Origin of the sequence: Niameybacter massiliensis (assembly GCF_001282685.1) — a bacterium.
GTDB classification, from domain to species: domain Bacteria; phylum Bacillota; class Clostridia; order Lachnospirales; family Cellulosilyticaceae; genus Holtiella; species Holtiella tumoricola.
Genome location: NZ_LN875035.1, coordinates 1,058,458 through 1,083,365, shown reverse-complemented (window position 1 = coordinate 1,083,365; position 24,908 = coordinate 1,058,458). Strand labels below are relative to the sequence as shown.

Here is a 24,908-nt window from a genome sequence, read left to right as displayed (position 1 = left end):
AGTCCTACCTTTAGAATTAAATCTAAAGGTAGGACTTTTTGCATACACTTTTACATGTAGGAAAAACTAAATTAAAAAGTTTAAAAAAGGAGCGGTATTTTATGAGTGATACAGTAAAAGTTATTCCGTTAGGTGGTCTGGGAAGTATTGGGAAAAATATTACTGCAATCCAATATAAAAGTGAAATCATCGTGATTGACTGTGGTATGGGATTCCCAGATGAACAAATGTATGGTGTAGATCTTATTATTCCAGATATTACCTACTTATTAGCCCATAAAGATCAAGTAAAGGGGATATTTTTTACCCATGGGCATGAAGATCATATTGGAGCAGTACCTTATATTTTACAACAGATTAATATTCCTTTATATGGAACAAGGCTAACTCTAGGCATTATTGAAAATAAATTACAAGAACATGGTTTAGCTAAAGACTGTAAAATGCATAGCGTAGAGCCAGGAGATTGTATTCAGTTAGAGCAGATGAAAATTGAATTTATAAGAAGTACACATAGTATAGCAGGTGCTTGCTGTATAGCTATTCATACGCCAGAAGGTATTATTTTTCATACAGGGGATTTTAAAGTAGACTATACCCCCATTGATGGGCAAACAATGGATCTAGAACGAATAGGAGAGCTTGGCAAACAAGGAATACTTCTTCTGTTAGCAGACAGTACCAATGTAGAGCGTAAAGGGCACTCACCTTCTGAACAAACGATAGGTAAAACATTAAGAAGACTGTTTGAAGGGGTCAAAGGGCGTGTTATCGTTGCAACCTTTGCTTCAAATATTCATAGAATCCAACAGATTATAGATGCTTCTATAAAGCATAACCGCAAAGTAGCTTTCAGTGGAAGAAGTATGGAAAATATTACAAAGGTAGCTAAAACATTAGGTTATTTAGACATACCTGAGAATATGCTCATACCTCTTGAAGAAATTCATAATTATTCCAATGATAAGATTACCATTATTACGACAGGAAGCCAAGGAGAGCCTATGGCAGCTTTAGCAAGAATAGCTTTTGGACATCACCGTGTCATTAAAATACAACCTAATGATTTATTTATTATTTCTGCTTCACCTATACCAGGCAATGATAAATTAGTATCTAAGGTTATTAATGAACTTTATAAAAAGGGTGCTGAAGTTATTTATAAAGATATAGAAGATGTACATGTATCGGGGCATGCATATAAGGAAGAATTAAAACTCATTCATTCTTTAACTCATCCTAAGTTTTTTATGCCTGCACATGGAGAATATAGACATTTAAAACATCATAGTGATTTAGCAAAAGAGATGGGAATGAAGCAAGAAAACATCTTTATTTTACAAGATGGTGATGTTCTGGAGTTAGATCATGAAAAGGCTGTCATTACAGGGCGTGTACGTGCAGGTAATATATTAGTGGATGGTATTGGAGTAGGTGATGTAGGCAATATTGTTCTTCGTGATCGTAAGCATCTTGCAGAAGAAGGAATGCTGATTGTAGTAGCAGCTATAGATTTAGAGACCTATTCTATTATGGGTGGTCCAGATGTGATTACACGTGGATTTGTCTATGCAAAAGATGCAGAAGAACTTATTAATCAAGTTAAAGCAGTAGCAACAAAAGAATTAGAAATGTGCTTAGCTTATCAAATGGTAGAATGGTATATCTTAAAAGCCAACATTAAAAAAGTAGTAGAGCAATTACTCTATGAAAAAACAAAGAGAAGACCAACTATATTGTCTATTATTATGGAGGTGTGAACAAAGGGGGGGATTTCTACTTGTTAAATAAATCAAAATAGCATAATATAAAGGTTTGGAACAAGTAGAAGAGGAAGTTGAGGATAAGTAATCTATGTTAGATTCAATTATATTAGAACAAGAAAAAGCTTATTTAAAGCAAACTATAGATTTTTTAAAGCAAGAAATTCATAAAGGTCTTGAAGGAGTAGATAAACAAAAAGCGACCCTCCTTGGCATACGTAAGGAAATGTGGGAAGAAGGTATGCATGCAATTGATGAGTTTGATCAAGCCATTGATATGAGCCAGTACGTCAATATGGAAGCCATCGAAACTTCTCAGTATAAACATCAATTAGAAAAGGTTATGAATTATCAAAAGATGTTACCAGCACCTTATTTTGGACGTTTTGATTTTAAAGAAGACGGTGAGAGTGAAGAAAAAGTTTATATTGGTTATCACAATGCTATGAATGATGATACCTATGAGGTTTTAGTTTATGATTGGCGTACACCTATTGCTGGACTATTTTATAATCATGAAGTAGGACCAGCAAGCTATGTAGCACCATGTGGAGAAATAGAAGGAGAAATGCTTCTTAAGAGACAATATGAAGTGGAAAAGGGTGAGCTGAAGTTTTTCTTTGATTCAAGTATTGCTATTACGGATGATATGCTTAAACAAACACTAGGTCAAAACACTTCCAGACAAATGAGGAATATAGTTGAAACCATTCAAAAGGAACAAAATCGTATTATTCGTGATGAAGAAAATGATGTGCTTATTGTACAAGGGGCAGCAGGTAGTGGTAAGACATCCATAGCTTTACATCGCATTGCCTTTCTTCTTTACAATCAAAGAGAAAAAGGACTAACCAATAAAGATGTAATGATTTTATCACCGAATAGTCTATTTGGTGATTATATAGCGGAAGTACTACCAGAGCTTGGCGAACAAAATGTAGAGTGTGCAACATTAGAGGATTTATTTGAAGCTTATTTTGGTAACTACTTAAGAATGGGCAAAAAGCATAGTCAGCTAGAAGCTATTATTAGTAGCAAAAATCGTGATAGAATTCGTGCATCTATTGCTTTTAAAGGTTCAGAAGCATTTATGACCATGCTTGAACGTTATATTGAATGGATTGAAAAAGAAGGCATTATTTTTAAAGATGTCTACTACCGTGAAGAAAAAATTATGGGTGCGAAAGAGCTTAAAACACAGTTTTTAGATAACCAAATAAACATGTCTATTATTAAGCGTTTGAAACGTATTGAGAAAATTCTCTTAGAACGTATTAAACCTTTAGAAAAAGCCTATTACAAAGAGCTAGTAGATAAACTTGAGAATGATTCCAAATTTGCCCATGATGAACAAGAAGAAGCAAGACGCCTTGTGCAAGAAGAGTATGATTGTTTTATGAGTACGATTACTCGTTTTACTAGAGTTAATGTACTTAAGGTTTATGAAAGATTGATGAGAAAGCAAAAACTCTTTAATCAATTTGCAGAAGGAATAGTATTACCAGAAGGTATCGAAGGAATGATGAAGCACACTGCAAAATGTCTAGAACAAAAGCAAGTTGCTTATGAAGATGGTGCAGTACTGCTTTACTTGAAACTTAGATTAGAAGGGGAGAGCTTATATGCCTCAATCAAGCAAGTTTTAATTGATGAAGCCCAAGATTACTATCCAATTCATTACAAAATCTTTAAGATGATTTTTAGAAATGGTCAGTATACCATTTTAGGGGACTACTGCCAGGCTATTGAAAAACCTATTCAAGCTTCTATTTATGATGGGATTATGGAAATCCTAAAACCAAGAAAAGGTTTACAAATTGATTTATTAAAGAGTTACCGTTCAACTTATGAGATTTGTGAATTTGCAGGTAAGTTAAGAGGAAGCACACAACAAGTGATTCCATTTGAAAGACATGGAGAAGCGCCAAGGCTAATAGAAGCATCAAGTGAACAGGCCTTAATAAGTGATATGAAACAAACTTTAGCATGTTACTTTGAAGAAGGTTATAAGCATATTGCGATCTTATGTAAGACGAGAAAAGAAGCGCATTATTTACAAGAGATTTTTAAAGATGAGGAAAATAAAAATGGAAAACTTATTATTAGCCCAATCTTTGAAGCTAAAGGTCTTGAATATGATGCAGTCATGGTTTATCAAACCAATAAAGATCACTACTGCAATAACTTTGATAAGCAATTATTGTATATTGCAGCAACACGAGCTCTTCATACATTAAGCTTTTATTACACAGGAGAAGTAAGTTCTTATCTTATTTAATAGATTAATGATAAAAAGAGTAAAAATGCCGCTAGGACTAGTACGTATGACTTTCCTAGTGGCATTTTTTATGGTAATCATTTCAATTAAAAGTTAATGTATCTTATTAAAAAAAATAAAATATAAAATTCAGAATTTAAATATTGAAAAAGTAAAAATTTGGAGTATAATAAAAATATAAATAAGCGGCTGTGGTTCAATGGTAGAACACCAGCTTCCCAAGCTGGGAACGCGGGTTCGATTCCCGTCAGCCGCTTTAACTTTGGGGGTGTAGCTCATTTGGGAGAGCGCTTGAATGGCATTCAAGAGGTAGGGAGTTCGATTCTCCTCATCTCCATATCAAAGCCTAGATTTCTAATTCAGAAATCTAGGCTTTTTGTGCAATAGTAAAAGAAAGGTGGCAAGAGCCACTTGTTTATTTGATAGATAGAAGCTTAGGAATAGGACAAAATTACTATGAAGAAAAAATGAAGAAGTTCTTGATTAGATGACATTATAGTTATACAATGTAAGAAATAAACTAAGAGATTAAGAAAAATTAATAATCATATAGGAGATTATTTAGAAATAAGCAATATAATAATAAGCAGAGAAGAATTGAACGAACTGGAGGTCACCATGCAGAAATCAATATCACTTAAAGTAATGAGTTTTAATATGAAGCGTAATTATTTTGCGTTTGGGGACAATCGTTGGGCTTATAGAACACAACTTATTGCTGCAATTATTAAAAATAATAAGCCAGATATTATAGGAACACAAGAATTAACGGCAGACAGCTTAAAGGATATGCTAGACCTTCTACCTGAGTATAGTTACGTAGGTGTAGGCAGAAATGGGGAAGATAAAGGAGAGTATACAGCTGTATTTTATCTTAAAGACAAATTCAAAGTGGAAGAGGAGCATACATTTTGGTTATCTTCAACACCAGAAAAACCAAGTAGAGCTTGGCTAGCAATGTTTCCTAGAATTTGTACAACATGTACTCTCTCTTTAAAAAATAATGAAGAACAAAAAATTAATATATTTAATACTCATTTAGATCATTTAAGTTATTTAGCACGTATTAATGGCCTTAAATTAATTACAGATAAAATGAAAGAACACTATGAAAAGTATGAGGCACCAGTACTGTTAATGGGTGACTTTAATGCAACACCATCTAGTAAGACATTTAAGAAATGGTGGCAAGAGCTTAAACTACAAAGAGAGCTGTCTCTTCAAAATGCTTATACTGAAAAATATAGTTGTAAAGAAGAAAAAATAGGGCGTAGCTATCATGGATTTAAAGGGAAAACAGTAGGTAAACCTATAGATTATATTTTTACAACCCATGATATTGAAATTCAAGATATAGAAATATGTAGAGATAAAGTAAATGAAAAGTATCCATCAGATCATTATCCAGTTGTAGCAAAATTGGCATGGTCATATCAATAATAGACATCTTGATAAAATGATAAAAAACCAGGTATTACATCTAAAAAGAAGTAATACCTGGTTTTACTTATTCTTCTATTAAGTTATTAAGAAGATAGCTTTCTATAAGTTTACTAGTGGCAAGTATAGATTCCATATGAGTACGTTCATAATGATGACTTGCATCAATACCTGGCCCAATACATGCAAATTTAAAGTCACAGCCAAATCCCATAGCCTGTGAAGCATCTGAGCTATAACGGTTATAGACATCTACGGCATAAGGGATTTTGTCTTGTTCACAGCAGTTTACAAGTTTCTGTCTAAGAGCGTAGTCATACACTGTTCTTGCATCTTTTGCAGCAATACTTACTTTATATTCACTAGAAGTTTGTGTGTGGCCGACAATACCAATATCTAGTGCTATAAATTCGTGGACATTAGAAAATGGAGAGTTACTGTTAAAGATGTTAGAGATACCATGTCCCATTTCTTCAAAGTTACTGATATAGAAGAAAGTTGTATAATTAGGCTGAATACCTTCTTTAACCCATCTAGTACAAAGTTCAAGAACAATAGCAACACAGGCTTTATCATCGATGTAACGAGATTTGATGAAACCATTCTCTGTAATTTCAAGTCTAGGATCCATGTAGATAAAGTCACCTACTTGGATACCAAGTTGATGAACATCAGAGACAGATGAAACTTTTTCATCTAAACGAATAGCAACACTAAATTCATTACGTGGTTCACTAGCACCATCTTGACCATAAAGATGTGTAGAAGATTTTAGAGGCATAATAGAACCTCTTACTGTTTTACCAGTTGAAGTGATAATCGTACAGTTTTCACCTTCTAATGCATGATACAGACCGCCACCAATTTTATGGAAACGGATATGCCCGTTAGGAAGGATTTCTTTTACCATTCCACCTAAAGTATCCATATGAGCAGAAATGGCAACTTGTTTACTTGTATCTTTACCTGGAAGAACTGCAATCAGCCCGCCTTTTTTAGTAAGATGAGTAGAAAGGCCAAGTGCTTCAAAATCTTGTTTACAGTTTAAGATAGCTTTTTCAGTATAGCCACCAGGACTAGGCATGCTGAGGTAGTGGGTTAAAAAATGTTTAAATTGTGATTCAATCATGAGGGACTCCTTATAATAGTATGTAATATATTCTGATATTACCTTATACTATAAACTATAATTTTTAATAGGTAAAATAAATATATAATATGGAGACTATAAGGTTTAGTTATGAAAAAGGGTAAAAAAACTAAAACTAAGTTTGTCAACAAGTAAAGAATATGATACTATATAAACTTGTAAAAACACTGACGAATGGAGAACTAGAATATGTCTACTTTACCAAATTGCCCAAAATGTAATTCAGAATATACTTATGAAGATGGAAGCCTTTTAATTTGTCCAGAATGTGCACATGAATGGACTGCAGCAGGTGCAGCAGCAGAAGCAGAAGCATTACTTATTAAAGATGCTAATGGAAATGTATTAAATGATGGTGATACAGTAACAGTTATCCGTGACCTTAAAGTAAAAGGAAGCTCATCTGTTATCAAAATCGGTACAAAAGTAAAAGGTATTCGTTTAATTCATGAAGCAACAGACGGACATGACATTGATTGTAAAATCGATGGTTTCGGTGCGATGAAACTTAAATCAGAAGTGGTTAAAAAAATATAAATAGTTTATAAGTATAAATAAAAAGGATGTTGCAATTAAAAATTGCAACATCCTTTTTATTTATACTATATAGTAATCTAAGGTTAGTTGTTAATAAGTAAAAGGATACGATCAAGTATAGTTGCGACTTGTGCACGTGTTGCTAATGTTTTTGGTGCAAAGCTATGATCTGAAAGACCATTAACAAGTCCTGATTCGTACATGACCTTAACGGCATCAAGGGCGTAAGGACTAATGATTTCACTATCTTTAAATGGTATATAACTTCGTACAAATGGAAGTTCAATATCAAGGCTTTCTAATGTACGATAGAGTATTGTAGCCATTTGTTCATTAGTGATAGATGTGTCACCACCAAAAGTATCTTGTGTAAGACCTGTAATAATACCACGTTCATAAAGTGCTAAAATACCATCTGTATACCAAACGTTAGATTTAACATCTTGGAATGGATGAGTTGGTGTGGTAGCCTTTAGCTCAAAAGCTTTTGCAATTAATGTTGCAAACTCAGAACGTGTTGTAGTGCCATTAGGTTTAAAGCTACCATCTATGTAGCCTGTAATAAGACCTTTTTGGGCCATGCGTTTAATAGAATCACTAGCCCAATGCTCATCTACATCATTAAAATGAATGGTTTCAATAAGTGGTGTTTCTGGTTGGATTTCTACATCAGGTGTAGAAGGTTTAGTTGGTTTACTATTGGTGGAGTTACTATTACTAGAGCCACTATTGCCAGAGCCACTATTACCAGAGCCATCATTGCCGGAGCCACCATTGCCGGAGCCACCATTGCCAGAACCATCATTACCAGAGTTATTATCTTCTACTTGAGTAAGCTTTGCATCAAAAGTAGGAAGGGTGGTTTCTTCTAAAAATTCATTCAGATATTTGATAGAGACATTTTTTTGTACAGCCCAATTAGAATCTGTATCTAGATCTAATTCTATAAGTGTAAAATCACTTGGAAGTGCTTGCTCGGCAATAGCATAGAGCGTAACTGATGCAGAATCTGTACTAGGTGTAAGTTGGATATAGGTATGGCCACTTTCTAAGAAGGATGCCCATAAAGCTTTTGTATAACCTTGAACATTTTCAAGGTTATACGCTAATTGAAAGGACTTAGTACCAGAAGGCACATTGGTAAGTTCTATTTGCAATTTTGAAGCTTTTTCATTAACTTTAAACTCTACACCAAAAGGTGAAAGAGCAAAAGTAGGCATGCTTAGAGATAGTGACATGAGGAATATTATTTTTTTCATATCATGCTCCCATTAATAAAATTTATTGTAAGGTAATAAGTGACTCAGCAGTTGGAATAATCCAAGGTGTATCACTTACTATATAGGCATTATCTGTAGTTGAAGCATCCGATGTACGATAAAGGACTGCCTTGATAGCTGTTAATAGTTCAAGTGTTTCCTCGTGTTCTTCGGATTCGGAATGAGTTAAAGCATCAAGTAAGGTCTGATCGCTTGGAACAAAAATCCAGATACCTTGATCAATTGTAGATACTTGGTTATCTTCAGGAATTTCTGTAAAGAGATAAATATCCCCCGCAATTGGTGCTTCCACAAGTTCAGCTTCTTTACCATGGGCTTCAACTAAGTATTTACCGTGAATTTCCATACTATTAAATACAGGATTACCACGATAGTTTCCAACTACTACTAATGAACCTTTAGGTAGTATACCATCTTCAAGATCAGGGTCTCCAATGTAGAAATCATGCTTAAGTTTACCGATACCATCTTCAATAAAGTAGATAGCATCTCCTGGATAAGTGATAATATCTATTTGACTTGGAGTAAGCGTAGTTATGATATCCCCTATAATTTGAATATAACGTGCATCATAGCTCCAAATACGTTGATCATCAGAGTTGGTGCCTGGTTTATTAAAGTACTGATAGTTATCGCCAGAGTCTAAAGTTGAAGCTTTAGCAGTTGTCCAATTTTCGCCGTCTGTACTTACAAGTAAGGTATAGGCACCTGAGGTGGTTGTAACAACATCAGATACTTTGAGTCCTGTTACGGTCTGAACTTTTTGCATGTCAATAGTTAGTGCACTACCAGTAGTGACATCGCTAAAGTCAAAGTTCCAGCCTGTTTTATCTAAAGTACCATCATAATTAATATAAACAGAGTTACAAGATACTTCAGATGAAGCATTAAGTAACTTATCATAAGCAATTACGCTGTAGTCAAGGCTTACATTGTTAAGAGAACTGATTTCATCAATATATGTAGATTCTGTTGTAAAGGCTATAAGTTTATCATTACGATAGATTTCATAACCTAAAATATGCTCAGCATCTGACGGGTTAGCAAGTTCAATATTAATTTCTACAGCTGGATCTAAATGAGCTTCTAGGTCGAGCTTAGTCGCAGAAGCAGTCAGATTAAAATTATTAATACCAGGGCCATCAGCAAGCTTATAACGTCTTGCTTCATCATTTAGGTAATAGATTGCACGTGTTTCTTTTTCATAACCTTGGGCACTCATATAGGCTTTGGTATCAGAAGAGATTTTAATGTCCCATTTTTCAAAGAATGGTGTTAAGTCTTTACCTACAACATCGCTCGCAAGGCGAATCAAAAGATTCATTTTCTCATCAATATCCCCATTAGTAGAAGGTGTTTCAAAGTTATCACGGTATAATCTGTGAAGCTGAGGATAGAAGGCATTAGTGCCTACAAACTCATCATAGTCATAGGCTAGATGAAGTTGCCAGAATAATCCTAATGAAACGAAGACGTCAGTTGCCATACCTGGATTTTCAGAGACGATTTTTTTATAAATATCCTCATACTTATTACTTGTTTCTAAGCGTGAAGGGCCATCATTAATCGTTTGAGCAAATAATGAGAAAATATTGTTAGTTGTTTCACCATAGGTACGACGTGGCATATCTAAGACATGTCCGATTTCGTGATTAATACCCCAGCCAAAGTAGCCAGAAAGTGCGTCTGGTGGACAAGTTACTAAGTTACCACTAGAGCCATGACCGATACCAATATGTGCACCACCTGCATACATGAAGGCTTTTGTCATACGCATTGTACGAATATTAATACGAGAAGATGGGAAACGATTTTTAGATTCAGTTGCATCTTCGCTTAAACCAGCAATTTGATAGTGTAGATTCATAGTCTGATCCCATGTAATAAGTGCATTATAGAGCACATCTACTTGTGCATCTAAATCATTACCAGCTGTGTTTTGGATAGCTTTTAATACCTCAGCACTTGGAAGAGAAAGAAGTACTTTATCTGTACCAATTTCAGTTGAGTTAAGAGGATTTATTGTAAGCGTTCCTTTGAGTAGTGCTTGGTGTGCTTGTAATGCAAGAAGATAGTCTTTAATATCAGATTTAATAGTAGCAGCTGCACTTAAATCACTTATGTTTTGTACATCCAGTGTAGGAATTTTAGTTACACCTTCAAGATGAACTTCTATATCTTTTTGATCTCCACTATATTGTAGATAGAGTGAACCACCAACAGGTGTGTTGATGTTAGTGAGTTTTGGAATTTCAATAACATTACGACCTGGTGTGAGTTCTACTGCAGTTTGCCATTTAGAAGCCTCACCATAATATTGAGTGAAGATGAGTTTTGGAAGTGAACCTTCTTTTGGTGCATTGACATAGGCAACAATATGATCTGGATACTTGCGATTGAGTTTATCTTGATCATATACAACAGCTGCCCCTATAGGCTGCAAATCATTTAAGGTATAAGCAAATTGGCGATCACGGTCACTTGATGCATTTCTTGTGTTTTCTACTGTTACAATAGGACCAAGTGCATTCGCTTCCTTATAATAAAGAGCTTTAGCCATTTTGACTTCTTCAAGTAGAATATCTTGGTCAATGAAGTATTCACCATTTAATCCTTGAACTTTTGCTTCAATAGCTTCGATTTCTTCTAAAGTAACACTTGATTTAAGTGCTTTGTAAGCGTCATCTGTAAAGAGGGCACGTAGCTCTTCTTCAACGCCGTAATATTCATAGAAGTCAACTTCAGATATAGTAGGTAATGATCCAGCAGGAGAACCATCCCATTGTCGTATACGTACTTCAATTTTTTGAACTTTTGATTTAGGGAAAGGAAGTACGGCATATCCTTTTGAAACAATTTCATGATCTTTTCCAGGAATAACTGTCCAACCTGGAACAAGAACTTTTGGTTCGCTCTCTAAATCTTCCCAAACCTTAATAGAGTAGTAATGAAGAACACGTTTAAAATCACCATCTTGTCTTGGGGCAAGTACTACATAGTTCATATCATAAGGTTGATCGAAGGTTACCCTTACACCAGCATTATGCCCCCAACCTTTAGCAGTCCAATGGGTTGTAAAATCACCATCGATGATATTATTAATATCAAATCCATTTGGATAGTGAGGTAAGTTAATATTGTTTGGATCTACTAATTCAATATTCGTAATCGCACTTGTAGGAAGCTGATTATAAGTTGGAATAAGTGGTGCATCTGTATTTGGTTTGCTTGGTATTCCCACAAGTTCAGCTGAAGGCGAGCTTTCACCACGTGCATTGACTGCTGTGACATAGATATAGTAAGTCATATCATTATCTAATCCAACTAAGTCATAACGTGCACTTGTAATATCTTTAATTTGTGTATAGCTAGAATCTGTAGCTTTACGATAGTAGAGATTATAGCTTTTGGCACCTTCACTTGCACCCCAATTAACAGTAAGCATGCCATCACCTTCAATAAGTGATAACCCCCCTGGAGCAGCTGGTGCGGAACCAGGTTTTGGCATAGCAGATACTTCGTTAGAGATTGGACCTTCCCAAGCACCATTTGTAGCACGTACAACAAAGTAATAATCCATATCATTTTCTAAACCATCTATAGTCATAGAACTTTTAGAAGTTGTTAATGTCTTTGTATAGTTGCCTGTTTGAGTACCGTATTCGATGGTGTAACCAGAAGCATTTGGTACACGGTCCCAGCTTAGTGTGACTTCTTCATCGCCAGCTTTAGCAGTGAGGTTCTTAATATAGCCTTTTTCTTGGTCAATGGCATCATCTACAATATCTTTTAAGAACTTAATCTCTGTTACAGCAGCAGTATCTTTACCACTTACAGTACCAGTTACTTGAATCGTAATTTTCTTTACAGCAACTTGTTTGCCAAGAGGAATAACAATCTCTTTTTGAGTATTAAAGAAAGAAGCACTTCTTGTGGCTACAGGTTCGTTTGTATAGTCATAGTCATATGTAAGTGGAGAACCATTTTCTTGCTCTATAATAAGTGTACCTTTAGTAATACCATCCTCAGAAGCAGGTGTTGTAAATGCAATTTGTTGCATTTCAACAGGTTCATTAAAGACGATAGGGATTTGAACAGGGCTTTCCTCTGTTATAGTTCCGGCAGTATTTGTGAGACTAATCCCCTCAGGTATCGTACTATCTAGTAAGTTGTTAAGGGACCCTGTAATAGTAACATGCTCACTATTAGCATCTTTAAGATCTTGATTAGATGTTGTTAAATCAATAGTAGTACCAAGGATAAGAGAGGTATCTAATAGCTTTTCACCTTCAGTAGCTTTTATATTTTGGTAGATATAAGTCATGTCTGTAATGTCAATAAGTCCATCACGGTTTAAATCATATTGTATATTGCTAGTTGATTGATTAAGTGTTTCTTCAAGAAGTTTTAAATCTTCGTTAGAAACGGCACCATCTTGGTTTAAATCTCCAGCGGTAAAGGTAGCGTTGGCAGAATTGACATAAAGATGTTTTGAGTATTGGCTAAGAGACATATTACTAGATGTATAGGTCTTATAACCATCACCAGCTACTTGCACTCTGTAATCCCCTACAGGAAGTTGGTGGAAGTTAAGAGCGTAGGATTGAACTGTGCTGTCCGATTTCAGTTGTGGCGAGACTGTTACTGAGTAGGATTTACCATTTAAGTTAAATGATTGTTCAATGATATCCTTTCCTAAGGCTAAAGTAAAGACTTCACTTTCATCTTGTAGAAGTGTCACTTGCATTTTAGTGTGAGTAGCATCTACAAAGTGAAGAGGATAGTCAAAACCTACTGTAACTTCTAAGTCACCATAGGCTTCTTGTGCATAAGTACTAGTGGGCAAGGCGAGGGTGAGTGGAGCAGGCAATGTACTAGTTGTAACAACTGCACTCATTAAAAGCCAAGCAATTTTTTTTTGCATAAAATTCCTCCTTGTATAAAATCTGTATACGAATACAAAATTTATATCGGTCAAAAACAAAAATGGATAATAGTACAAAAAAGAAAACTACTATTATTAAAATAGTAGTTTCTTTTATAATTTTTAATTTATTAGAGCATGTGCATAAGAGATTGAAGGAGGGCAGTAAGACCTAGGCTATAGACAAGAAGGGAAGCAGGCTTTCCGAGAATAATAATAGCAATAAAGCGTCTATAACTCATTTGAGTTAAGCCAGCAAGCATACAAAGAAAGTCATCTGGGGCAACAGGAAGAAAGATAGCAAGTGCAAACCATTTATCAAAATGGCGCCCGTTATCTAGCCAACCTATATATTTATTATAAGTATTTTGTGACACTAAGTTTTGTATAAATGGCGTTCCATAGTATCTTGCAAGTCCAAATACGATAATAGAACCAATTACAATGCCTAAATAATTATAAAGAAAACCATAGAGTGGACCAAATAGGATAACCCCTGCAACACAGCTTATACCACCAGGAATAATAGGAATTACAACTTGAATGATTTGAATAATGACAAATATAATAGGCCCCCATATTCCAATATGCTTTATAAATGCAGAAAGATGTTCAGGAGAGGTAAAAATGCCTGTCTTAAATCCATAGACTAAAAAGACTATGGTTAAAAGTAGTCCGATCATAGAGGAACTATTAATAAATTTTTTAGTTAGCGTTGTATTTGTACACATATGTCTTTCACCTTTACGATAATAGATTTACTATCACTATCATATATATGAAATCTTAATATTGTGTAGAAAAAAATATTAAATTATCTTAAGGATTATTAAAATTTATCCAGCAAACTCCTATTGAGGTACATGTATAGGAAGCGTATAATCATTCTCACGGACGTAAATAGTAGCATGACAACAAACTAGAAAGTGGGTGGTAATGTGAAAAGACGCCAGCGGATTATAGCAAGTATCATTATAATATATACACTAGGGATTATGCCTAATCTATTATGGGCAAAATCCATTAATCATATTACAAAGGTAGTAACAGTTGGACAGGGAGAAGTGCTTGGTATAGAAGAAAATGAGGTCGATGCACCAAAGCTTAATATAGAACTTAATGATGGTTTGTCAAAAGGAGATCGATTCTATATTAATTTGCAAGATGCAATATGGACAAAGGATGAGATGACTTTACTTAAAGTTGATGAGACAGAAGAACAGCCTGACGTTTTGGTTATAGGTAAACAAATTTCACCTATAGAGCTTGAAGTACAGGTTGTAGAAGGGAATTTAGAAAAAGGAAAAGTATTAGAGATTCCTTTATATGTGAAAGTAGCAGGAAAAGAAGCAAAACTTCATATTGATAGCAATAATACAACAGTAACAGAAGAAATGTTAACTTTTGCAAACATTGCTTCAGGCAAAGCAAAAGTTATACCTATAGAGAAAATACAAAAAGTAACTGAAAAGGGTATGATGCCTAAGATTAATATAGAAGAAAATTATGTAGGGCAGATACGTAGTAGCTTAGAACAAGGGAAACAAAATACTATTTTACTTCGTTTAGAGCATACAGATTTTATGTTTGAATTAATGGATAGTAGCAAATTAGTAGGAAGTAAAGGCTTTGAAGGCATTAACGTAGGTAAAGAGAATTTGAAATTACTTTCAGACGGACAGCTACAAATTACTTTACCAGATACAATTAAAGAAGTGCCTAAAAGTAGTAAAGGAGCATTTACCTTAGAAGGTGTTTTAGTAAAGGCAAAAGATCATCAACCTAGAATACAAGAGGTTACTGTGAAAGTAACAGGCGATTTAGTAGAAGAAACAAGCTTTAAAGTATTAGAGCTTGGTGAGTATAAAGTAACTTTAAAAGTGGAAAATGAAGCCTCTATTTTATCGGGTCAACTTAAACAAGTAAATTTTACTTTATTACAAGATATGCAAGATTCTCTTTTAAAAGAAAGAGCAATGTTTATAACAGTATCTAGTGGTGTTGAAGTATTGCAAAAAGATGGAAAAGTAGACGTAATGGTTGAAGGCATGTCACTTCAATACGATGCCCTTATAGAAAATGGGAAATGTATAGGGTTCAAAATAAATACTTTAAATGAAGAAAGCTTAAGAAATAAGCAAAATCTTAATTTTAAATTTAACGTAAAAATACCTACAGAATTTAGTGGGAATGTGACAGTACATTTAGAAGGAAGTGCTTTACCAAATGAGATAGATGAGAAATTATTTAGTGTAGCACAACCTGTAAATGTGAAGGTGGAAGCTGTTGAAGCAAAAAGTGGTGTCAAAGACCAAATGGGTGGGAGTCTTACTATCAAAGAGAATAAACAAGGTGCTCTCAAACAAAATGCTTCTTTATTCATAGGAATAGACACTTCTATGATACACCTTTCAAAGGCACCTCTTGTAGCCGTGATTGAAGGAGATATAGTAGTGGGTGAACCTAAAATAGTAGATGGAGGTGTAGAACTTCCTATTATTGCGGAGTCTAGTGTCCCTTCTACTATTGTCATTAAGCATTTTGGACTTACATTAGATGGTACTGTACCACAGGGAAGATTTGAGGTGGCTGTTGGAGGTCCTGCTCTTTCGAGTTTATCAGAACAAACTATTAGTAAAAATAATCATTTTGAATCGATTGCACCTATTATAAATGAAGACTTTGTATTAGTAGATATTGGTCCTAAAAATCGCAAAGTGATTACATTTAAGCTAGGAGAAGAAGCTTATGCGGTAAATGGACGCTATTATCACTTAGAAGTGCCAGCTTATATAGAGAATGGGCGTGTAATGGTACCCATTAAATATGTAGCTGAAGCACTTGGTATAGGACAAGAAAATGTTAAATACGATGCCAAGACACAAGTCTTAACTGTGTATGCAAATAAAGTGATCGAGCTTGAAATTAATTCAGATACGATGTATGTAGATGGTGAAAAAGTAGTTATGCAGACATCAGCCAAGTTAAAACAAGGCTATACAATGGTTCCTATTGGAGAAGTAGCACGTGCCCTTGACTTAAAGGTTGAGTGGAATAGTAAGCTAGAAACAGCGACTTTTGTTGGATACTATGAATAAATATTACAATATGGCTTTTAATACAGCCTAAAAGCTTGTATAATCTAAAAAAGAAAGCGATAGCATTTTAGGAGGACTTATGAGTTATAACGAACAATTAGAAGAGCAATATGAATGTTTTGAAGGTGATTTACGTAAATTAGATGAACTCGTTGGACAATTAGAACTTTGGAGTGATGAGCGTACTATTAATCATAAAAGAGAAGATGTTAAACTTGTAGAATATGTAGAGCTTCATAACAACTTAGAAGAATTAAAAGATAATCTACAAGCCTTTTTAGCGGAACGCCGTCAAGAAGAAGGGGAAACCGAACGCTTAAGTAGCTATGAAAAGGCAATTGATGAAAAATTACAAGCATTTAAAGAAACAGAAGATCATATTCATAGCTGGATCAGAGATATTAAAGATGTTAGAATTTTTATAATGCGTTCAGAAGTACTACAAGAGAATCAAAGCTTTATTGATGAAATATTAAACGTATAGGTGAAAAGCATGGTAATAAGCCATGCTTTTTTTAATAAAATAGTTTTAGAAGGCTATTTATAATGGTGTGAATTTAAAAGTGTAGACCAGAAATTATAAAGTAATAGAAGGTTAATGCAATAGATGGTATAATAAAGTATAAAAATGTAGAAAAATGACATAAAATGGGAGGGGAAATGGGGAGACACATAATATTTGCCATACTTTTTATGGCAGCTTTTGTTGCAAATATTAATCCAATGCACTATATATTTGATATAGGTTTTACATTTGGGAATTTATTTCTTTTTATAATTGGGGGTATATATGCCTATAAGCATGTTATAGGTGCGACAATTCTTGTTTATATATTGAGTTTTGTAGTAAGAGGTTTTAATCCTATTCAGGTCATAGGTTTATTGGAAGTGCTAGTAGTTTGCTACTATTATAGAAAAAAAAGAAGAAAGAATTTATTTATTAATGTACTTACTTATTGGTGCTTATTTGGGCTTTGGGGAAATATGGCATGTTATTTACTGGTCGGAATGAAGAATAATGAGATGATTTTTAGTTTAATCAATCTTTTGATCAATAGTTTATTCAATGCATTTATAGCACAGATCATATGCTATTACTGGAAAGTTTTTAGGCAGCGACAAGAAGCAAGTATGCCCACAGTATCTTTTAGTCAAATTGCCTTTCACATTATCATGGGAACTATTTTGGCACCATTTTTTATTACAATTATTACCAATGGTGCCCAGATGCAAAAGGTATATCAAGAGAACAATTATAAGCAAGCTCAAACAGTAGCAAAAGAAGTTAATAAAAAGATTATGAGTTGGTCGAAGCTAGAGTTACAAAAGTTTAAGTTACAAGGTAAGGTTCAAGTAGCCCATATCCAACAAATTGTAGATCAATATATAGGAGAAGAACCTATTTATCTAATGATTTCTACAGATACTAATAAACTGATTATGAATTCTATACCTAGTATAGAAGAAGGAATTGCATCAGATATTGAAATTATGCCTATTAAAGAAGATTTTTCATATGTTGAAATTTCTAAGATTAGGCCTGTTAAAATATTTAGTAAAGAATTAAAAGGTTATTATATATTTGAGTTACCTATTATAAAAAGCCAGCTTAATATACATATTATTACTCCTATAGATCGCTATAGGATAATGGTTATGGAAGAATATTTAACACATTTTCAAATTATGAGTGTCTTTATTTTATTCGTTCTTATAGCATTTTGGGCACTTAATCGTGTTTTATTAAACTCTATTAATGAATTAGTAACATTAACTGATCATTTGCCGAGTCGTTTGACAACACAAGAACAAATCATTTGGCCAATGAGTAGAATAAGCGAAATCAATTTGTTAGTAGAGAACTTTAAAAGTATGTACACTGAATTAGATAAGATGTTTGAAATGCTTCAAGAATCGAAAGAGGAGCTAAAAGAATTAGCTTATTACGATGTTTTAACAGGACTTGCAAATCGTCTTTATTTTAAAGAGTATTTGAATAACCTTGTTAATAGTAAGGCAGCAGGTAAAGTTGGTGTTATATTCATTGATCTTAATAAATTTAAACAAGTAAATGACGAATTGGGGCATGATGTAGGCGATCAGTTATTAATGCAAGTTGCAGCACGTCTTAGAAGATTAGAGTCGTATGAAACTAAGGCTTTTAGGTTGGGTGGTGATGAATTTGTACTCATTCATCAAACAATACAAAAAGAGTCTATTGTAGCATTGGGAAAAAGCGCTAATCAAATTTTTGAAGAAAGTTTTAAATTGAATCAAGAAATGCGAGAGATAACTGCGAGTATAGGAATAGGTATTTATCCTGATCATGGTAATAGTATAGATCAAATTGTTAAAAGAGCCGATGAAGCCATGTATCATTCCAAAAATAGAAGAGATAAAAGTGTGTATTTATATAATGTAAAAAAGAATAAATAAGCCGTTGAAGGAGAAGGTATGAAGAGAGCAGTAGGGGTAGTTGTGGTATTAGTATGTATGTTAGTGGGATGTACAGAGAAAGAGCCGATAGATATTTCAAACATTGGTAGGGTAGAAGTTGAACAACAAGGGGAAAAGTTAACCATATGGTCACATTATGGTGGATGGGAAGAAGTAATAGAAGATTTCAATAGACAATATCCTAATATGGAAGTAGAGGTAAAAGTGTTACCTTATGAGGAATATGTAAGTAATTATATAGATGCGCTTGTGACAGGAGAGGTGCCAGATCTTATGATTATTGATAGTACAGATTGGGCTAATTTTAATACTCTATCTTCTTTTGAAAATTTAAGTATAGAACCTTATAATGCATCAGCTTATAAAAAAGACTTTGATCCTGAATTATGGCAGTTAGGTAAAGCATTTGGTGGTGAGGAACTAATAGGGTTATCTTTTGCTACAGCACCTGTTGTAACGTATTATCGTGCAGATGTGATGGAGGCTTATGGATTCCCCTCAGAGCCTGAGGCGTTGGGGATATATATGGCGGACCCAGAGAAATGGTTAGAGATGTGTCGTGTATTTGCCAAAGACAACAAATATCTTTCTCAATGGGCAGGAAATGCAGTGTGGATAGCTGGATTGGCAGGACCATGTTTTGATGAAAACTTAAATTTTGTACGTATAACGTCTGAATTTGAACAAGCTCTAGGCATATCTCAAGAAGTTCACAAAGAGAGGTTAGCACTTTATGCTGATATTTGGATGGAAAGAGGAAGACAGGCACTTAGAGATGGGGATTTAATTATGCTCTACCTAGGTACATGGGGAGCAAATGAATTACAGACATTAGTACCCGAACAAGAAGGCTTGTGGAGAGTAACCCGTTTGCCATTTAATATATATGGATGGAATAACAGTACATTGATGTCTATTCCTAAAGAAGGGAAAAACAAAGAAGGTGCTTGGAATTTTATAAGATTTTATAATTTTGAGCAAGATTCAGCGGCTTTAGGAAATATACCGGGCTATTTGCCTTCTAGAGAAACTCAAGAAAGCTTGAATCATGAAAATACCTTTTTAGGAGGACAAAAAGACCAACAGCTTTATTATGAAGTACTTAGCAAAACACAAGAGTATAGGATAACACCGTTAGATAAAAAAGGATTTGAAATATGGGAGAACATTTTAAATCTCTCACTAGATGAAGAATATACAGTAGATGAAACAACTAAAATGATGCAGAATGCCATAGAAGAACGATTAGGAAAAGAAATTGAGCTTTTAAGAAAAGAATTAGATATGATCACGGAATAAGCGTAGTAATAGGTCTTATGGGTAGAAACTTTAATGCGAATGTGATACAATGCCATCAGAAAATAAAATAAAATGCGTAAATCCTCAGATATACCTAGTAGTTATTTGAGGATTTTATGTTTGTCTAGAAAGAGGTGAAAAAATGGATTTAAATAGAATTCCAGCATTATTGCAGCTTCATACAGATAGTATGAAATATAAGAGTGGACAGGCACTTTATAAAAATCAATGTGTCTATGGTGAATATGTAAATACGACTGAATATGGTGCTACCTTTTATGCAAATGTAAAGGATGAATATCACCGTCAAAATTATACATGCATGGCGAATATTGATTCAAGAAGAGGGACTGTGGAAGCGAGTTGTGATTGTCAAAGTGCAATTCATTTAGCAGGAAATATTAAAATATGTCCTCATGTAGTAGCAACAGTTTTAAAAGGAATTGAAAGCTTAAGAACAAAACAGGATGTAGTAGAAGATAAAGAAGGGGTAGTCTATAGCCCTGTAGTACATGTAAATTTATCCCCTGCTAGAAATGGTACACTTAAGATGAATTTTAGTATAGAAGGGATAGAAGAGAGTGAACAAAGAAAAATTTATACAGCATTTAAAGAAGGAAAAAAACTTTATCGTCTAGAAGACGGAAGCTGTTTAGATTTAGGTGATGAAAGATTAAAAGAGACCTTTGAATTTATTGAATTATTAGGGCTCTACAATGATTTTGGTACATTAATTCTTCCTCAAACTAAGATGCTTTATTTAGAAGAGTATTTAGAAGAGCATATGAGCTTTATGGAAGGAAGAGAGTATGTTAGCCAAGTACTAGCAAAAGTGAAGAAAAAACAGAAGAAGGTAGAGGTACCGGATACTTTGTGCCCTATTCTACGAGACTATCAAGTCAAAGGATATGAGTTTTTTAGCACATTAGCATGGTATGGATTTGGAGGGATATTGGCTGACGAAATGGGACTTGGAAAAACACTACAAGTTATTACTTTTATATTGAGTCAAAAAGATAAAAAAAGCCTTATTATTACGCCAACAGCGCTTATCTATAACTGGAGGAAAGAATTTGAGAAGTTCGCCCCAGAGCTAAAGATTGCTATTGTACATGGACACAAAGAACGTGGACAACTTATTAACAATTATAAAGATTATGATGTATTACTAACTACGTACACAACTTATAAAAATGATGTGGCATTTTATAGTGGAAAGAACTTTGACTTTTGCGTTATTGACGAGGCTCAGACGATTAAAAATCCGGATGCTGTTTTGACACGCACAATTAAAACTGTTAAAGCAACTCATAAATTTGCTTTAACAGGTACACCGATTGAAAATAACTTGCTAGAACTTTGGTCTATATTTGATTTTGTTATGCCAGAGTATCTTTATTCAAAGGCTAAATTCCAAAAAGTATTTATGGGAGGGCATAATCAAATAGGTGCACTGAAAGAAATGATTAAGCCATTTCTTTTAAGAAGAACTAAAAAGGAAGTAGCAAATGAGTTACCAGATAAAATAGAGCAGAAGTTTTATGTGCCACTAGATGGAATGCATCAGAAAGCTTACAACGCCTTTAATAAGATGGCGAAGGAGCAAGTGTTTGGTAGAGCAGACCAGGGGCTTATAGCCTTTACGTATTTAACCAAATTAAGGCAACTTGCATTGATGCCAGAATGGTTAGTAAAAAATTATCAAGGGAAAAATTCTAAGTTAGAAGTACTTATCAATTTGATTAATGAGAATAAGGATAAGAAAATTTTAGTCTTCTCACAATTTACAAAAGTGCTTGGGTATATTGGAAAAAGATTTGAACAAGAAGAGATTAGTTATAGTTATTTAGATGGGAAAACAGAAGCTAAGAAAAGAATAGAACTGGTAGAAGCGTTTAATGAGACGGATGAAAAGCAAGTATTCTTAATCTCATTAAAAGCAGGTGGCACAGGGCTTAATTTAACCAGTGCTAGTATGGTCATTCACTTTGATCCATGGTGGAATCCAGCTGTACAAGACCAAGCTACAGATAGAGCACATCGTATTGGACAAAAACAAGTTGTGAATGTGGTGAGTCTTATTGCAAGAGGAACTGTAGAAGAACGCGTTGTTGAGCTACAAGAAAGTAAAAAAGAACTTATTGAATCTGTAATGGAACAAGATTTAAATGGTGAAGGGTTAGTGAAAAAATTAAACCCTGAAGAATTGTTACGATTATTTGATACATTTTAGAGTAATTAACATAAGTCGAACATTTATTGCTTGATTTAAGTAAAAGTTCGTGATATAAATAGTTTATAGAGATTTAACATAAATTTAATAAATATTATTTAAATCACGAGGAGGAAGTAAGATGAAGAGGATAGGGTTAAAATTAGCGATAATAGGTACAGCATTATGTTCTACTATACCAGTATTTGCAGCACAAACAACAGTGAAAATTCTACACACTAATGATACACACTCAAATGTAAAAGATGATGGTAAATCAATTATTGGTTTTGCAAAGCTTGCAACATTTGTAGAAACAGAAAAAGCAAATGGCAATGTTTTAATGCTTGATGCAGGGGATATGTTCCAAGGCTTACCTTTTGCAAATATTGAAAAAGGACATAGTATTGTTGAGATTGTTAACCAAGTAGGTTATGATGCAATGACAATTGGAAATCATGAGTTTGACTTTGGGGCAGATAACTTAATGAGTATCATGGATAAATTAAATTACCCAGTTATTGCAGCCAATGTACTTAAAGGTGAAGAGCAAGCTGTACAACCATACATTGTTAAAGAATTTGATGATGTTAAAGTAGGGGTATTTGGTATGGCTACACCAGAAACAGCATTTAAAACACACCCTGATAATGTAGTAGGTTATACATTTGCAGATATTATTGAAACAGCAGATGCAACAGTTAAAACATTAAAAGAAACAGAAAAAGTAGATATTGTTGTTATGTTAAGTCACTTAGGTCTTGAAGAAGGGGATTATACATCAGACTTAGTAGCTAAAGGTGTAGAAGGGATTGATGTAATTGTTGATGGACATAGTCATACAACACTTCCAGAAGGTCGTATGGAAGGTGAAACATTAATCGTAAGTACAGGTACAGCACTTAAAGATATTGGACAAGTAGAACTTGTTGTTGAAGATGGTAAAGTAGTTTCTAAAACAGCAACTTTATTAGGATATGAAGCATTCAACGAAGTAGCACCAAAACAAGAAATTATTGATGCAATTGCAAAAGTTGAAGAGGCTCAAAAACCTATGTTAGAAAAAGTAGTAGGAACAACAGAAGTTAAATTAGTTGGTGACCGTGAAGTTGTAAGAACAGGTGAATCTAATCTTGGTCAATTAGCGACAGATGCTATGATTGAACTTACAGGGGCAGATGTGGCTATTACAAATGGTGGTGGTATTCGTGCTTCTATTGAAGCAGGAGACATTACAATGAATAATATGGTTACAGTATTCCCATTCGGTAACACAATCATGGTAAAAGAAATCAAAGGTAGCGATCTTCTTGCAGCTCTTGAATATGGAGTAGATAGTTTCCCAGAGACAAAAGGAGCTTTCCCACATACAGCAGGAATTACATTTACATTAAATGCTTATAAAGAAGCAGGGAGTAGAGTAAGTGATGTCAAAGTATCTGGTGAAGCACTTGACCTTAACAAAATGTATTTAGTAGCAACAAATGACTTTATGGCAGCTGGTGGAGATGGTTACACAATGTTTGAAAGCTATCCAATCAAAGCTGAGTATAATACATTAATGGATACTCTTTTAGCTTATGTAGAAAAATTAGGTACAGTAGAAGGTACATTTGTTCCTCGTATGACAGTTGTAACAGAAGCTCCAGTAGAAGAAGTTATTCCATCTACAGAAATTACACAACCAACAGTAGAAAGTAAAGTAGTAGCACTTAGAGCTTACTTACAAGATAAAGGTTTTAAAGTAACATTTGATGATGTAGAAAAAGTGGTAACAGCTGAAAAAGCAGATACAGTATTAACATTCAAATCAAATAGTAAAGCTTATACAGCAAAAGATGCTGATTCAAATGAATCAGGTGAACTTAGTGCAGCTTTAGTTGTTAAAGAGAATGTAACTTATATTAATGCAACAGAGGTAGAAGCTATCTTAGCTAAATTAACTCCAGCTGCATAATATAGAAAATAAAAATAGGTCCTAGCTTTATAAATAAGCTAGGACCTATTTTTTATACAATGATGTGTTCACTACGTGATTTAGCGTTGCGAATGGTTCTTTGAATGGTCTCAAGATCTTCTAGAAGTTGATCTAGGCACTCTTTATCAACATTATAATTTAGAAAGAAGGTTTCCATTTCTTTAGTGGTTGTTTGAATCATTTGAGTCACTTCGACAAACTTAGAAAAGTTATGGCTATGATGAGCATTTTCAAATTTTATTAGATCACGTTTAATAAATTCTACAACTTGTCCTTCATTAGAAAAAATTCCTTCAGGAATGGGATAGGGTTTAATACGTTGAAGAAAATACTTATTTTTAGCATTGATATTATAGGTATAAGAGACTTCACAATCTGATATATCAAAAGTTACAAAGTATAAAGTACCTTGAACTTGTTGAACGTCATTTGCACCGAGACAACGTAGCCTAGCCTCTATGGTATCGCCTTTCACTGTATTTGCATTCATAG

Annotated in this window: 15 protein-coding genes and 2 tRNA genes; 12 read left to right on the top strand and 5 right to left on the bottom strand. The window is 34.1% G+C overall.

Annotated elements, in window-relative coordinates; genetic code table 11:
• Positions 1–101: 101 nt before the first annotated feature.
• From BN2390_RS10760 to BN2390_RS10740, 5 genes are all read left to right on the top strand, one after another.
• Positions 102–1,760 carry a ribonuclease J gene (locus BN2390_RS10760; protein ID WP_053984352.1) on the top strand — a complete coding sequence of 553 codons (1,659 nt, stop codon included), beginning with the start codon at positions 102–104 and terminating at the stop codon, positions 1,758–1,760.
• 94 nt (positions 1,761–1,854) lie between these two features.
• Positions 1,855–4,041, top strand: a complete 2,187-nt coding sequence (helD, locus tag BN2390_RS10755) for an RNA polymerase recycling motor HelD (RefSeq protein ID WP_053984351.1) — start codon at positions 1,855–1,857, stop codon at positions 4,039–4,041.
• Between the two features lie 185 nt (positions 4,042–4,226).
• A tRNA-Gly gene (locus BN2390_RS10750) sits at positions 4,227–4,297 on the top strand.
• 8 nt (positions 4,298–4,305) lie between these two features.
• Positions 4,306–4,378 (top strand) — tRNA-Ala (locus BN2390_RS10745).
• A gap of 281 nt (positions 4,379–4,659) precedes the next feature.
• The gene (locus tag BN2390_RS10740; protein ID WP_053984350.1) at positions 4,660–5,481 is read left to right on the top strand and encodes an endonuclease/exonuclease/phosphatase family protein; all 822 of its coding nucleotides are present in this window, start codon (positions 4,660–4,662) and stop codon (positions 5,479–5,481) included.
• Between the two features lie 67 nt (positions 5,482–5,548).
• On the opposite strand, the gene BN2390_RS10735 is transcribed toward BN2390_RS10740, so the two are convergent.
• Entirely contained in the window at positions 5,549–6,610 is a 1,062-nt protein-coding gene (locus BN2390_RS10735; protein ID WP_053984349.1) for a M42 family metallopeptidase, read from the bottom strand.
• 210 nt (positions 6,611–6,820) lie between these two features.
• Between BN2390_RS10735 and BN2390_RS10730 the strand changes: the two genes are divergently transcribed.
• Positions 6,821–7,168 carry a zinc ribbon domain-containing protein YjdM gene (locus tag BN2390_RS10730; protein ID WP_053984348.1) on the top strand — a complete coding sequence of 116 codons (348 nt, stop codon included), beginning with the start codon at positions 6,821–6,823 and terminating at the stop codon, positions 7,166–7,168.
• A gap of 83 nt (positions 7,169–7,251) precedes the next feature.
• Here the strand turns inward: BN2390_RS10730 and BN2390_RS21710 are convergent, their stop codons facing one another.
• The 3 genes from BN2390_RS21710 to BN2390_RS10715 all read right to left on the bottom strand — a co-directional run bounded on the left by BN2390_RS21710 (position 7,252) and on the right by BN2390_RS10715 (position 14,103).
• Positions 7,252–8,427, bottom strand: a complete 1,176-nt coding sequence (locus tag BN2390_RS21710; RefSeq protein WP_053984347.1) for an S-layer homology domain-containing protein — start codon at positions 8,425–8,427, stop codon at positions 7,252–7,254.
• A gap of 22 nt (positions 8,428–8,449) precedes the next feature.
• Positions 8,450–13,372 (bottom strand): M60 family metallopeptidase, encoded by a 4,923-nt coding sequence (locus BN2390_RS10720; RefSeq protein ID WP_053984346.1) that lies wholly within the window; start codon positions 13,370–13,372, stop codon positions 8,450–8,452.
• Positions 13,373–13,503: 131 nt separating this feature from the next.
• A complete protein-coding gene (locus BN2390_RS10715) occupies positions 13,504–14,103 on the bottom strand; it encodes a TVP38/TMEM64 family protein (RefSeq protein ID WP_053984345.1) in 600 nt (199 codons plus the stop codon).
• Positions 14,104–14,310: 207 nt separating this feature from the next.
• Here BN2390_RS10715 and BN2390_RS10710 point away from each other — a divergent pair, with 207 nt between their 5' ends.
• The 6 genes from BN2390_RS10710 (at position 14,311) to BN2390_RS10685 (ending at position 24,395) form a co-directional block, all read left to right on the top strand.
• Positions 14,311–16,470, top strand: a complete 2,160-nt coding sequence (locus tag BN2390_RS10710; RefSeq protein ID WP_053984344.1) for a copper amine oxidase N-terminal domain-containing protein — start codon at positions 14,311–14,313, stop codon at positions 16,468–16,470.
• A 79-nt stretch (positions 16,471–16,549) separates the two neighbouring features.
• Positions 16,550–16,954: a hypothetical protein gene (locus BN2390_RS10705; RefSeq protein WP_053984343.1), complete on the top strand. Its 405-nt coding sequence runs from the start codon at positions 16,550–16,552 to the stop codon at positions 16,952–16,954.
• Between the two features lie 176 nt (positions 16,955–17,130).
• Complete coding sequence (locus BN2390_RS10700; RefSeq protein WP_053984342.1) at positions 17,131–18,906, top strand: diguanylate cyclase domain-containing protein; 1,776 nt, start codon at positions 17,131–17,133, stop codon at positions 18,904–18,906.
• An 18-nt stretch (positions 18,907–18,924) separates the two neighbouring features.
• The gene (locus tag BN2390_RS10695; protein WP_053984341.1) at positions 18,925–20,226 is read left to right on the top strand and encodes an ABC transporter substrate-binding protein; all 1,302 of its coding nucleotides are present in this window, start codon (positions 18,925–18,927) and stop codon (positions 20,224–20,226) included.
• Positions 20,227–20,368: 142 nt separating this feature from the next.
• Positions 20,369–22,459 (top strand): DEAD/DEAH box helicase, encoded by a 2,091-nt coding sequence (locus BN2390_RS10690; protein ID WP_053984340.1) that lies wholly within the window; start codon positions 20,369–20,371, stop codon positions 22,457–22,459.
• A 121-nt stretch (positions 22,460–22,580) separates the two neighbouring features.
• Positions 22,581–24,395, top strand: coding sequence for a bifunctional metallophosphatase/5'-nucleotidase (locus tag BN2390_RS10685; RefSeq protein ID WP_053984339.1), 1,815 nt, complete (start codon positions 22,581–22,583; stop codon positions 24,393–24,395).
• Positions 24,396–24,447: 52 nt separating this feature from the next.
• Here the strand turns inward: BN2390_RS10685 and BN2390_RS10680 are convergent, their stop codons facing one another.
• On the bottom strand, positions 24,448–24,906 hold the full coding sequence (locus BN2390_RS10680; protein WP_053984338.1) for a hypothetical protein: 459 nt from the start codon (positions 24,904–24,906) through the stop codon (positions 24,448–24,450).
• Positions 24,907–24,908 lie beyond the last annotated feature (2 nt).

Excerpts from the sequence above, each read along its gene's own strand:
- BN2390_RS10700 (WP_053984342.1), top strand. The coding sequence starts at position 17,131 with ATGGGGAGACACATAATATTTGCCATACTTTTTATGGCAGCTTTTGTT.
- BN2390_RS10685 (WP_053984339.1), top strand. The coding sequence starts at position 22,581 with ATGAAGAGGATAGGGTTAAAATTAGCGATAATAGGTACAGCATTATGT.
- BN2390_RS10740 (WP_053984350.1), top strand. The coding sequence starts at position 4,660 with ATGCAGAAATCAATATCACTTAAAGTAATGAGTTTTAATATGAAGCGT.
- BN2390_RS10695 (WP_053984341.1), top strand. The coding sequence starts at position 18,925 with ATGAAGAGAGCAGTAGGGGTAGTTGTGGTATTAGTATGTATGTTAGTG.
- helD (WP_053984351.1), top strand. The coding sequence starts at position 1,855 with ATGTTAGATTCAATTATATTAGAACAAGAAAAAGCTTATTTAAAGCAA.
- BN2390_RS10705 (WP_053984343.1), top strand. The coding sequence starts at position 16,550 with ATGAGTTATAACGAACAATTAGAAGAGCAATATGAATGTTTTGAAGGT.
- BN2390_RS10720 (WP_053984346.1), bottom strand. The coding sequence starts at position 13,372 with ATGCAAAAAAAAATTGCTTGGCTTTTAATGAGTGCAGTTGTTACAACT.
- BN2390_RS10735 (WP_053984349.1), bottom strand. The coding sequence starts at position 6,610 with ATGATTGAATCACAATTTAAACATTTTTTAACCCACTACCTCAGCATG.
- BN2390_RS10715 (WP_053984345.1), bottom strand. The coding sequence starts at position 14,103 with ATGTGTACAAATACAACGCTAACTAAAAAATTTATTAATAGTTCCTCT.
- BN2390_RS10730 (WP_053984348.1), top strand. The coding sequence starts at position 6,821 with ATGTCTACTTTACCAAATTGCCCAAAATGTAATTCAGAATATACTTAT.
- BN2390_RS21710 (WP_053984347.1), bottom strand. The coding sequence starts at position 8,427 with ATGAAAAAAATAATATTCCTCATGTCACTATCTCTAAGCATGCCTACT.
- BN2390_RS10690 (WP_053984340.1), top strand. The coding sequence starts at position 20,369 with ATGGATTTAAATAGAATTCCAGCATTATTGCAGCTTCATACAGATAGT.
- BN2390_RS10680 (WP_053984338.1), bottom strand. The coding sequence starts at position 24,906 with ATGAATGCAAATACAGTGAAAGGCGATACCATAGAGGCTAGGCTACGT.
- BN2390_RS10760 (WP_053984352.1), top strand. The coding sequence starts at position 102 with ATGAGTGATACAGTAAAAGTTATTCCGTTAGGTGGTCTGGGAAGTATT.